This is a genomic window from Streptomyces sp. NPDC048277, from assembly GCF_040652235.1.
Classification (GTDB): domain Bacteria; phylum Actinomycetota; class Actinomycetes; order Streptomycetales; family Streptomycetaceae; genus Streptomyces.
The window spans coordinates 58,215-70,426 of sequence record NZ_JBEZLQ010000013.1 but is presented as its reverse complement, the minus strand read 5'-3'; the positions used below and the strand labels follow the sequence as shown (position 1 = coordinate 70,426).

10 protein-coding genes are annotated in these 12,212 nt (G+C 69.0%); 8 read left to right on the top strand and 2 right to left on the bottom strand.

Going from position 1 to position 12,212, the window contains the following annotated elements; translation table 11 throughout:
- The first annotated feature begins 127 nt into the window (after positions 1-127).
- From AB0D85_RS27020 to AB0D85_RS26985, 8 genes are all read left to right on the top strand, one after another.
- The gene (locus AB0D85_RS27020; protein ID WP_362325234.1) at positions 128-1,663 is read left to right on the top strand and encodes a gamma-aminobutyraldehyde dehydrogenase; all 1,536 of its coding nucleotides are present in this window, start codon (positions 128-130) and stop codon (positions 1,661-1,663) included.
- 52 nt (positions 1,664-1,715) lie between these two features.
- On the top strand, positions 1,716-2,951 hold the full coding sequence (locus AB0D85_RS27015) for a spermidine/putrescine ABC transporter substrate-binding protein (RefSeq protein WP_362325231.1): 1,236 nt from the start codon (positions 1,716-1,718) through the stop codon (positions 2,949-2,951).
- A gap of 7 nt (positions 2,952-2,958) precedes the next feature.
- The gene (locus AB0D85_RS27010; RefSeq protein WP_362325228.1) at positions 2,959-4,104 is read left to right on the top strand and encodes an ABC transporter ATP-binding protein; all 1,146 of its coding nucleotides are present in this window, start codon (positions 2,959-2,961) and stop codon (positions 4,102-4,104) included.
- A complete protein-coding gene (locus AB0D85_RS27005; RefSeq protein ID WP_362325225.1) occupies positions 4,104-5,036 on the top strand; it encodes an ABC transporter permease in 933 nt (310 codons plus the stop codon). The genes AB0D85_RS27010 and AB0D85_RS27005 overlap by 1 nt, the downstream gene beginning before the upstream one ends.
- Positions 5,037-5,837: an ABC transporter permease gene (locus AB0D85_RS27000; RefSeq protein ID WP_362325222.1), complete on the top strand. Its 801-nt coding sequence runs from the start codon at positions 5,037-5,039 to the stop codon at positions 5,835-5,837. It abuts the gene before it with no gap.
- 32 nt (positions 5,838-5,869) lie between these two features.
- Entirely contained in the window at positions 5,870-7,297 is a 1,428-nt protein-coding gene (locus AB0D85_RS26995; RefSeq protein WP_362325219.1) for an FAD-dependent oxidoreductase, read from the top strand.
- A gap of 123 nt (positions 7,298-7,420) precedes the next feature.
- Positions 7,421-7,864, top strand: coding sequence for a hypothetical protein (locus AB0D85_RS26990; protein ID WP_362325216.1), 444 nt, complete (start codon positions 7,421-7,423; stop codon positions 7,862-7,864).
- 189 nt (positions 7,865-8,053) lie between these two features.
- Positions 8,054-9,856: a glycoside hydrolase family 18 protein gene (locus AB0D85_RS26985; protein WP_362325213.1), complete on the top strand. Its 1,803-nt coding sequence runs from the start codon at positions 8,054-8,056 to the stop codon at positions 9,854-9,856.
- Here AB0D85_RS26985 and AB0D85_RS26980 read toward each other — a convergent pair.
- Both AB0D85_RS26980 and gabT read right to left on the bottom strand, forming a co-directional pair.
- Positions 9,795-10,673, bottom strand: coding sequence for a phosphatase PAP2 family protein (locus AB0D85_RS26980; RefSeq protein ID WP_362325210.1), 879 nt, complete (start codon positions 10,671-10,673; stop codon positions 9,795-9,797). The two genes, AB0D85_RS26985 and AB0D85_RS26980, sit on opposite strands and share 62 nt — an antisense overlap.
- Before the next feature lie 192 nt (positions 10,674-10,865).
- Entirely contained in the window at positions 10,866-12,200 is a 1,335-nt protein-coding gene (gene gabT / locus AB0D85_RS26975) for a 4-aminobutyrate--2-oxoglutarate transaminase (protein WP_362325207.1), read from the bottom strand.
- Positions 12,201-12,212: the final 12 nt, after the last annotated feature.

Here is a 12,212-nt window from a genome sequence, read left to right as displayed (position 1 = left end):
CGTAACCAAAAGGCAACAACGGAATCACTTGTTGGACTCCCTCTGCTCTGTCAGGATCGGCAGTCAAATCGAGCTGGAGCTACGCCACCCGCCTCTCAGGGCGGGGTGACGGCGGAGGAGAAGCGACATGGACAACCCGGGCAGCGCCACCCCGGAGACCTTCCCCGCGCAGGAGCGGCTCGCGGGCGGCGCGCAGTACATCGCGGGACGGTTCGCCAAGGGCACGTCCGGCCGTACGCACGCCGTCGTCGACCCGTCGACCGGCGCGGAGGTGTACACGTACGAGCTGGCCGGGACCGATGACGTCGACGCGGCCGTAGCGGCGGCCCGCGCGGCCTTTCCCGGCTGGGCCGGGACGACCCCCGGCGACCGGTCCGACGCGCTGCACCGGTTCGCCGCCGTGCTCGCCGACCGCGCCGAGGAATTCGCCCGTGCCGAGTCCCTCCAGTGCGGCAAGCCGCTGAAGCTGACGCGCGAGTTCGACGTGCCGGGGACCATCGACAACACCGCGTTCTTCGCGGGCGCCGCCCGGCATCTGCAGGGGCAGGCGGCCGGTGAGTACTCCGGCGACCACACGTCGTACATCCGCCGCGAACCCATCGGTGTCGTCGGCTCCATCGCGCCCTGGAACTATCCGCTCCAGATGGCCGCCTGGAAGATCCTTCCGGCGATCGCCGCCGGCAACACCATCGTGCTCAAGCCGGCCGAGCTGACCCCGCTCACCTCGCTGCTCTTCGCGGAGGCGGCGACGGTCGCCGGTATCCCGGACGGTGTCATCAACATCGTCACGGGGACCGGCAAGGAGGCCGGCGAGCACCTCGTCGGGCACCCCGACGTGGCCATGACCTCCTTCACCGGCTCCACCGGGGTGGGAAAGCGGGTGGCGGAGGTCGCCACCGCGACCGTCAAGCGGCTCCACCTGGAGCTCGGCGGCAAGGCGCCGTTCGTGGTCTTCGACGACGCGGATCTGGAGGCCGCCGTGCACGGGGCGGTCGCCGGCGCGCTGATCAACACCGGGCAGGACTGCACCGCCGCCACGCGCGCGTATGTGCAGCGGCCGCTCTACGACGCCTTCGTGGAGCAGACGGCGGCGCTGATGGAGACCGTGCGGCTGGGGGACCCGTTCGCTCCCGGCACCGATCTCGGGCCGCTGATCTCGCACGCCCAGCGGGACCGGGTCGCCGGGTTCGTCGAGCGGGCGCGCGGCTACGCGCGCGTGGTGACCGGCGGCGAGCCGCCGCAGGACGAGCTCAAGAGCGGTGCCTACTACCGGCCCACCCTGATCGCCGACGCGCCGCAGGACAGCGAGATCGTCCAGTCCGAGATCTTCGGGCCGGTGCTGGTCGTTCTGCCGTTCGACAGTGATGATGAGGGCATCCGGCTGGCCAACGACACCCCGTACGGTCTGGCCGCCTCCGCGTGGACCGGCAGCGTCTACCGGGCGGGCCGCGCGACGCGCGAGATCAAGGCGGGGTGCGTGTGGGTCAATGACCACATTCCGATCATCAGCGAGATGCCCCACGGCGGTTACAAGGCGTCCGGCTTCGGCAAGGACATGTCGGCGTACTCGTTCGAGGAGTACACCCAGGTCAAGCACGTAATGTTCGACAATACGGCGGTGGCGCGGAAGGACTGGCACCGCACGATCTTCGGGGACCGATAGTCACACCTCCGGCCGGTCATCACGGCCACCTTCCCGAAAGGGCAGCAAGCGTATGAGGCAGTACGAGCCCGACCGCCCGACCCCGGTCGAAGTGGCCGCCATGCGGCGCAGCCTGCGCAACGGGCGGGCCGCCCTGGCCCGCCGGTCGTTCCTGGGCGGCGCGCTCGCGGTGGGCGGCGTCGGGGCGCTGAGCGCCTGCGGTATCCCCGCGGCCGGCAAGTCCCAGGGCGGGGTCTCCGCCGACGACCACTCGGCCACGGAGAAGGTCGTCAACTTCTCCAACTGGCCCGAGTACATCGACGTCGACGACAGCGGCAAGATCCACCCCACGCTGGACGCGTTCCGCAAGCGGACCGGCATCACGGTCAAGTACACCGAGGACATCAACGACAACGACGAGTTCTTCGGCAAGGTCCAGCCGCAGCTCGCCGCCGGCCAGGACACCGGCCGGGACCTGATCGTCCTCACCGACTGGCTGGCCGCCCGCATGATCCGGCTCGGTTACGTCCAGAAACTGGACGCGGCCAACCTGCCGCACGCCTTCGCCAACCTGTCGGACCAGTTCCGCGCCCCCGACTGGGACCCGGGCCGCGCCTACTCGTACCCCTGGCAGGGCATCTCGACGGTCGTCGCCTTCAACAAGAAGGCCCTCAACGGCGTCGAGGTGAAGTCGGTCTCCGACCTGCTCGACAACCCCGCGCTCAAGGGCCGGGTCGGCCTGCTGACCGAGATGCGGGACACCGTCGGCATGACCATGCTCGACATGGGGATCGACCCGGCGAAGTTCACCGACGACAACTACGACGCGGTGATCGCCCGGTTGCAGAAGGCCGTGGACAAGGGCCAGATCCGCCGGTTCACCGGCAACGACTACACCTCGGACCTCAGCAAGGGCGATCTGGCGGCCTGTGTCGCCTGGGGCGGCGACATCGTGCAGCTCCAGGCCGACAACCCGGACGTCGCCTACGTCATCCCGGACAGCGGCTACATGACGTCCACCGACAACATGCTGATCCCCAACAAGGCGCGCCACAAGACGAACGCCGAGCGGCTCATCGACTACTACTACGAGCCCGAACCGGCCGCCGAACTCTCCGCGTACGTCAACTACGTCAGTCCGGTCGCGGACGTCCAGCCGTACCTCGCCAAGATCGACAAGTCGGCGGCCGCCAACCCGCTGATCGTTCCCGACAAGGCCATGCAGGCCAGGTCCCATGCCTTCCGTGCGCTGAGCTCGAAGGAAGAGACGGCCTACCAGCAGAAGTTCGCGAAGCTCACAGGGGCGTGACGACACCATGACGACAGACAGCAGCGGCGACGTCCGCCTCACCGGCATCGGCAAGACGTACGACAACGGGTTCACCGCCGTACAGCCGATGGACCTGACCGTGCCGCAGGGCTCCTTCTTCGCCCTCCTCGGCGCCTCGGGCTGTGGCAAGACCACCACCCTGCGCATGATCGCGGGGCTCGAGGAGCCGACCAGCGGCACCGTGCACCTCGGTGACCAGGACGTGACCCATCTGCCGCCGTACAAGCGACCGGTGAACACGGTCTTCCAGTCGTACGCCCTCTTCCCGCACCTCGACATCTTCGAGAACGTCGCCTTCGGGCTGCGCCGGCGCGGCATCAAGAGCGTGAAGAAGCAGGTCGAGGACATGCTCGACCTGGTGCAGCTGGGGGAGCAGGCGCGCAAGAAGCCGCACCAGCTCTCCGGCGGCCAGCAGCAGCGGGTCGCGGTGGCACGGGCGCTGATCAACCACCCCAAGGTGCTCCTGCTCGACGAGCCGCTCGGCGCCCTCGACCTGAAGCTGCGCCGCCAGATGCAGCTGGAGCTCAAGCGCATCCAGACCGAGGTCGGCATCACCTTCGTGCATGTCACGCACGACCAGGAGGAGGCCATGACCATGGCCGACACGGTCGCCGTGATGAACGCGGGGCGCGTGGAGCAGCTCGGCTCACCGGCCGATCTCTACGAGAACCCCAACACGACCTTCGTCGCCAACTTCCTCGGCACCTCCAACCTGATCGAGGCCGAGGTCGACACCAAGAGCGGCGACGACATCATCCTCAAGGCCGGCGGCGGGAAGCTGGTGCTGCCCGAGGCGCGATGTTCCGCGCCCGCCAAGGCGGGCGGCAAGGTGCTCGTCGGCGTCCGGCCGGAGAAGATCTCCCTCACGCACGCGGACGACGCGGGCTCCATCCCCGAGGGCCGCAACCGCATCACCGGCAAGGTCGCCGACGCGAGCTTCATCGGTGTCTCCACGCAGTACGTCATCGACAGCGCGGTCTGCCCCGAGTTCGCGGTGTACGTGCAGAACATCGAGCGCGACGGCCGGCTCGTCCCGGGCGCCGACGTCGTCCTGCACTGGAGCCCGGCCCACACCTTCGGCCTCGACGCCGCCCAGGACATCGACGCCGGCACCGAGGAGGAGGCCGCCTGATGGCCACGCTCTCCGAGGCGCCCCCGCCCCTGGCGCCCGCCGAAACCGAGACGAAGAAGCCACCGCGCAAGCGCGGCCGGTTCACGCCGTACTGGCTGCTGCTGCCCGGCATGCTCTGGCTGATCATCTTCTTCGCGCTGCCGATGATCTACCAGGCGTCCACGTCCGTCCAGACGGGTTCCCTGGAAGAGGGCTACAAGGTCACCTGGCACTTCGCGACCTACTGGGACGCGCTGAGCGAGTACTGGCCGCAGTTCCTTCGGTCCGTCTTCTACGCGGCCGCCGCGACCGTCCTGTGCCTGCTGCTCGGCTACCCGCTGGCGTATCTCATCGCCTTCCGCGCGGGGCGCTGGCGGAACCTGATCATGATCCTGGTGATCGCGCCGTTCTTCACCAGCTTCCTGATCCGCACCCTGGCCTGGAAGACGATCCTCGCCGACAACGGCCCGGTCGTGCACACGCTCAACTCGCTGCACATCCTGGACCTCACCAACTTCCTCGGCTGGACCGCCGGCGACCGTGTCCTGGCCACGCCGCTCGCGGTGGTGTGCGGTCTGACGTACAACTTCCTGCCGTTCATGATCCTGCCGCTCTACACCTCGCTGGAGCGCATCGACGGACGGCTGCACGAGGCGGCCGGCGACCTGTACGCCAAGCCGTGGACGACGTTCCGCAAGGTCACCTTCCCGCTGTCGATGCCGGGCGTGGTCTCCGGCACGCTGCTGACCTTCATTCCGGCGGCCGGTGACTACGTCAACGCCGAACTCCTCGGCTCGACCGACACCCGCATGATCGGAAACGTGATCCAGACACAGTTCCTGCGGATTCTGGACTATCCGACGGCAGCCGCGCTGTCATTCATCCTCATGGCAGCGATCCTCGCCATGGTCACGATCTACATTCGCCGGTCCGGGACGGAGGATCTGGTCTAAATGCCCTTCGTCAACTGGTTCAAGAAGAATCTCGTCGTCATCGCGGGACTCCTGACCCTCGGATATCTCCTTCTTCCGAACGTCATCGTCACGGTGTTCTCCTTCAACAAACCGAAGGGGCGCTTCAACTACGAATGGCAGCAGTTCTCGCTCGACGCCTGGAAGCAGCCGTGCGGGGTCGCCGACATGTGCGGCTCGCTCTCGATCAGCCTCCGGATCGCCGCCCTGGCGACGATCGGCGCCACCGTGCTCGGCACGATGATCGCCTTCGCGCTGGTCCGCTACCGGTTCCGCGCCCGCGGCGCCGTGAACTCGCTGATCTTCCTGCCGATGGCGATGCCCGAGGTCGTCATGGCCGCCTCGCTGCTCACCCTGTTCCTCAACATGGGCGCCCAGCTGGGCTTCTACACCATCCTGATCGCCCACATCATGTTCTGCCTCAGCTTCGTCGTCACCGCGGTCAAGGCGCGTGTGATGTCGATGGACCCGCGCCTGGAGGAGGCGGCCCGGGACCTCTACGCCGGACCGGTGCAGACGTTCGTCCGGGTCACCCTTCCCATCGCGGCCCCCGGAATCGCGGCGGGCGCGCTGCTGTCCTTCGCGCTCTCCTTCGACGATTTCATCATCACCAATTTCAACGCGGGCTCCACCGTCACCTTCCCCATGTTCGTCTGGGGTTCGGCACAGCGCGGCACGCCCGTTCAGATCAATGTCATCGGTACGGCCATGTTCCTGGTCGCCGTACTGCTCGTCCTGGTATCGATGCTCATCAACAACCGCCGCAACAGGCAAAAGGCATAGCCCTTAATTGACTCTGTAGGGAGTTGGAAATCATGGCCCCAAGCGCCATGAGCCGTCAGGCAGATTGGACCAAGTCACTTTCCGAAGCACAGCCGGTCCCGTACTGGCTGGAAGACCCCGGCAAGCCCCACCCCGAGCCCGCGCTGACCGGCGCCGACACCTGCGACCTGCTGGTCGTCGGCGGCGGGTACAGCGGACTGTGGACCGCGCTCAACGCCAAGGAGCGCGACCCCGGGCGCGATGTGGTCCTGCTGGAAGGCCATGAGGTGGGCTGGGCCGCCTCGGGCCGCAACGGCGGCTTCTGCGCCGCCTCCCTCACCCACGGGCTGCCCAACGGCCTCGCCCGCTGGCCCGGCGAGATCCACACGCTGCAGGAGCTGGGCCGGCGCAACCTCGACGAGATCGAGGCCGCGGTCGCACGGCACGGCATCGACTGCGAGTTCGAGCGCACCGGTGAGATCGATGTCGCCACCGAGACCTACCAGGCCTGGGAACTGCGCGACTGGCACAAGGAACTGGAGGAGAAGGGCCTCGCGGACGGCATCGACTTCCTCGACGCCGACGCGGTGCGCGAGCAGGTCGCCTCGCCCACCTTCGAGGCCGGCCTGTGGGACCGCCGGGGCGTGGCCATGCTCAACCCGGCCAAGCTCGCCTGGGGCCTCAAGCAGGCGTGCCTCGCCCTCGGCGTCCGGGTGTACGAGCACACGCCCGCCCTCGATCTGAAGGCGTACGGCGCCGGGATGGCCGTACGCACCCCGTACGGTTCGGTCCGCGCCCGGCGGGTCGCGCTCTGCACCAACATCTTTCCGAACCTGCTCAAGCGGGTCCGCGCCTACACCGTCCCGGTCTACGACTACGCCCTGATGACCGAGCCGCTCACCGCCGGGCAGCTCGGCGCGATCGGCTGGAAGAACCGGCAGGGCCTCGGGGACTCCGCCAACCAGTTCCACTACTTCCGGCTCTCCGCCGACAACCGCATCCTCTGGGGCGGTTACGACGCGATCCACCACTACGGCGGCCGGGTCCGCCGCGAGTACGACGACCGCCCGGAGACCTACGCCAAGCTCGCCGAGCACTTCTTCACCTGCTTCCCGCAGCTGGAGGGCATCCGCTTCACCCACGCGTGGGGCGGCGCGATCGACACCTGCTCCCGCTTCTCGGCGTTCTTCGGCACGGCCCATCAGGGGCGGGTGGCGTACGCGGCCGGGTACACGGGGCTGGGCGTGGGAGCCACCCGGTTCGGCGCCGACGTGATGCTGGACCTGCTGGCGGGGGAGGACACCGAGCGCACCCGGCTGGAGATGGTCCGCAGGAAACCGCTGCCGTTCCCGCCCGAGCCCTTCGCCTGGACGGGCATCGCCCTCACCAAGTGGTCGCTGGCCCGCGCGGACGCGCATGGCGGGCGCCGGAACCTGTGGCTCAGGGCGATGGACCGGATGGGGCTGGGCTTCGACAGCTGACCGTTCGATGTGACCCAGGTCACTTCAACAAGGCGGTGAAACCCGCGTAATGCACCCGGAGGACCTCCCTCTCTCCCCGTGACGCGACGCCCGCGTCCACGTGTGAGCTGGGGAGGTCCTCTGATGACTGGGGCGAAGACGGCGGTCGAGTGGCTGGCATCCGTCGCACCGGATCCCGGGTCCTGCCGCTGGGAATGGGAGCGCAACCCGCTGGGGATCGCGCTGCTGCCCGCCGGCAAGGCCTGGGACGTACTGATCCTGCCGGGTGAACTCGGCTATCCCACCCTCGACGTGCTCACCCGCGTCCTCGACCAGCCGGGGCCCGTCCTGGTCGACTTCGGGGACAACCGGGTGGGCTTCTTCGTGCCGCCCGGCACGGCGGCGCGGTGGCTCGGAACGGGGATCCGCACGGCGGGGGCCGGGACGTGGATCGTCGTGCCGTATCCGGGGCGGGCGAGCCGGGGGGTGCGGTGGCTGGTGGCGCCGGACGGGTCGGGGACGTTGACGGATCCGGCGCTGCTTGAACTGGCGATGCATGAAGCGGCTGCGGGGTTGGCTGACGACTAGACGCCGTTCGCGGCAGGGTTGTCGGTCGGCTGCGGCTTTGCTGTGACTGGTCGCGCAGTTCCCCGCGCCCCTGAAAGGGTGCTGCGGAGACCGTCCGTCAGATCCTTGCCGTGGTCTTGACAAGTCGATTGGTCTGGACCAAGTTGAGTGCGGTCCCACCCTCCAAATCCCCCATGCCCGGAGGTCCTTGTGGTGCGCGCGAGACCTGTCCTCACCTTTCTCACGGCCGTGCTGCTGGCCGTACCCGGTGTCACCGCGCTCTCGTCGGCCGCCCGTGCGGCCGACGCGGACCTCGCCGTCAACGGTGGCTTCGAGTCGGGGCTGTCCGGCTGGAGTTGTACGGCGGGCAGCGGTACGACGGTCGGCTCGCCCGTGCACAGCGGCGGTTCCGCGCTGCAGGCGACCCCGGCCGGCAGTGACAACGCCCAGTGCGCGCAGACGGTGACCGTGCGGCCGGGCGCCCAGTACACCCTGTCCGGCTACGTCCGCGGCTCCTACGTCTACCTCGGCGCGAGCGGCACCGGTACCACCGACGTCTCCACCTGGACCCCGTCCGCCGCCGACTGGCAGAAACTCACGACCACCTTCACCACCGGCGCCTCGACCACCGAGGTCACGATCTACACCCACGGCTGGTACGGCACGGGCGCCTACTACGCCGACGACGTCTCGCTGGTCGGGCCGGGCGCGGACGCGGGGCAGCCGCCCGCCGTACCCACCGGCCTGGGCACCGGGACCGTCACCTCCTCCAGCGTGGCCCTGTCCTGGACCGCCGTCACCGGCGCCACGAGCTACGCGGTCTACCGCGACGGGGTGAAAGTCCAGACGGCGACCGGGACTTCGGCGACCGTGACCGGGCTGAACCCGTCCACCGCGTACAGCTTCCAGGTCACCGCCGTGAACGGCGCCGGCGAGTCCGCGAAATCGGCCGCGGTGACCGCCACGACCACCACCGGCTCCTCCGGCGGCTCCACCGGCCTGCCCACCCATGCCCTGGTCGGCTACCTGCACGCCTCCTTCGCCAACGGCTCCGGCTACACCCGGCTCGCCGACGTCCCCGACAGCTGGGACGTCATCGACCTGGCCTTCGGCGAGCCGACCTCGGCCACCTCCGGGGACATCCGCTTCAACCGCTGCCCGGTCACCGAGTGCCCGAACGTCGAGAGCGACGCCGACTTCAAGGCGGCGGTCAAGGCCAAGCAGGCGGCCGGCAAGAAGGTGCTGATATCCATCGGCGGCGCCAACGGCCAGGTCCAGCTCACCACGACGGCTGCCCGGGACACCTTCGTCTCCTCGGTCTCGAACATCATCGACACCTACGGTCTGGACGGCCTGGACATCGACTTCGAGGGCCACTCGCTGTCCCTGGACACGAACGACACCGACTTCAAGAACCCGACGACCCCGGTGATCGTGAACCTGATCTCCGCCCTGAAGACCCTGAAGGCCAGGTACGGCTCGACGTTCGTGCTGTCGATGGCGCCCGAGACCTTCTTCGTGCAGATGGGGTACCAGTTCTACGGCACCGGCAAGTTCGGCGGCCAGGATCCGCGCTGCGGGGCCTACCTCCCGGTCGTCTACGCCCTCCGCGACGACCTGACCCTGCTGCACGTCCAGGACTACAACTCGGGTCCGATCATGGGCCTCGACAACCAGTACCACTCCATGGGCGGCGCCGACTTCCACATCGCGATGACCGACATGCTGCTCACCGGCTTCCCGGTGGCGGGCGACGCGAACAACGTCTTCCCGCCCCTGCGCCCCGACCAGATCGCCATCGGCATGCCGGCGTCGACCAACGCGGGCAACGGCTATGTGTCCCCGGCCGAGGTCACCAGGACCCTGGACTGCCTGACGAAGGGGACGGACTGCGGGGCCTACGCCACGCACGGCACCTGGCCGGCCCTGCGCGGCCTGATGACCTGGTCGGTCAACTGGGACCGGTACTCGAACTGGGAGTTCCAGAAGAACTTCGACGCGTACTTCGGGTGAGCAGCAGGTGCAGCGCCGTCAGCATGACGGTGGCCAGGCACCAGCTGGCCACCACGTCCAGCGGCCAGTGCCAGCCCCGGCGGACCAGGCCGAAGGAGACGCCGAGGATCAGCGCCGCGCAGCTCCCGACGGCGATCCGGCGGGCCCTCACGGATGCGAGCCAGGGGAGGAGGATCAGGGTCGCGGAGCCGTACGCGATCGCCGCGGTCGCCGTATGGCCGGAGGGGAAGTAGCCGACCGCCGGGGGGACGACGGGGGTCCCCGGGCGGGCGGTCCAGTCCTTGAGCGGCACGATGATCGCGGGGACCAGGGCCATCAGCACGGCGGCGGCCGTCGGTGGCAGCCACCAGTGGTCTGTACCGGTGGCACGGCCGCGCCGGGCGACATAGGCGATGACGACCACCAGGACCGGGACGGCGACCTGCACGTTCCCGAGGTCCGAGAGGCCGGAGGAGAACAGGTCCGGATGGACGAGTGCGCTGCTCAGGCGGGCGTCCAGGCGGAGCAGGGGGCCGTGGGTCACGACCTGCCAGGTGATCAGCGCGAAGAGGAGGGCCGGAAGGCCCAGGAGTCCCACGAGGAGAAAGAGAAGGAAGGAGGTCGGCCGCCCCGGAACAGGGGGGGTAGTTCCGAGGCGGCCGTCCGGATCGGAACGCCGCGCGCCCCGGGGGGTTTGGGGCGAGCGACCGTCCGATCGGTGAGGAGATCCGGAGCCAGAGGCCCCGGTTGTGTGCGCGAGGGCACGACCAGGTCGAAGCTGGGGAGGCCCCGGCCTGAAGACGCCCACAGTCCCCTGTGGGCGGGGTGTATCTCTCATCTGGTTAGAACCTACGGCAGGGTTCGGTGCCGCGACAGGCAGAATCGCGTCCCGTCATCCACCTCGCACACCTTCTTCACACGGCCTGACGGGGGCCGCCCCAGCCCCCCACATCACGCGAGGTGGGAGGGTCGGGGCGGCTGTGGCACAGGGGTTCGACAGCTTTTGAGCCGGCTGCGAGAAGCCTGTGGCTCAGATCCGGGCGAAGGCCTGCTCGATGATGTCGAGGCCCTCGTTGAGCAGGTCCTCGCCGATGACCAGCGGGGGCAGGAACCGCAGCACGTTGCCGTAGGTGCCACAGGTCAGGACCAGCAGGCCCTCCTGGTGGCAGGCCTTGGCGAGGGCGGCGGTCGCCTCCGGGGCGGGCTCCTTCGTCGTACGGTCCTTGACCAGCTCGATGGCGATCATCGCGCCGCGGCCGCGGACGTCACCGATCACGTCGAACTTCTCCGCCATGGCGGTGAGGCGCGGCTTCATGATCGCCTCGATGGCCTTCGCCTTCGCGTTGAGGTCGAGCTCCTTCATCGTCTCGATGGCGCCGAGCGCACCGGCGCAGGCCACGGGGTTGCCGCCGTAGGTGCCGCCCAGGCCGCCGGCGTGCGCGGCGTCCATGATCTCGGCGCGGCCCGTGACGGCGGCGAGCGGCAGACCGCCCGCGATGCCCTTGGCGGTGGTGATCAGGTCGGGCACGATGCCCTCGTCCTCGCACGCGAACCACTGGCCCGTACGGCAGAACCCGGACTGGATCTCGTCCGCGACGAACACGATCCCGTTGTCCTTGGCGAACTGGCTGATCGCCGGCAGGAAGCCCTTGGCGGGCTCGATGAAGCCGCCCTCGCCGAGCACCGGCTCGATGATGATCGCGGCGATGTTGTCCGCGCCGACCTGCTTGGACATCTGGTCGATGGCCTGCTTGGCGGCCTCCGGACCGGCGTTCTCCGCACCGGTCGGCCAGCGGTAGCCGTAGGCGACCGGGACCCGGTAGACCTCGGGGGCGAAGGGACCGAAGCCGTGCTTGTACGGCATGTTCTTCGCGGTGAGCGCCATCGTGAGGTTCGTACGGCCGTGGTAGCCGTGGTCGAAGACGACCACGGCCTGCCGCTTGGTGTACGCACGCGCGATCTTGACGGCGTTCTCGACGGCCTCGGCGCCGGAGTTGAACAGCGCCGACTTCTTGGCGTGGTCACCCGGGGTGAGCTCGGCGAGGGCCTCGGCGACCGCCACGTAGCCCTCGTAGGGGGTGACCATGAAACAGGTGTGGGTGAAGTCGGCCAGCTGGGCGCTCGCGCGGCGTACGACGGCCTCGGCGGAGGCGCCCACGGAGGTCACGGCGATGCCGGAACCGAAGTCGATCAGACGGTTGCCGTCGACGTCCTCGATGATCCCGCCGCCCGCGCGCGCGGTGAACACCGGCAGCGTGGAACCGACGCCCTGGGCGACCGCGGCCAGCCGGCGGGTCTGCAGCTCCTGCGACTTGGGGCCGGGGATGGCGGTGACGACGCGGCGCTCCTGCGGAAGTGCGGTCATGGGGGCTCCCTG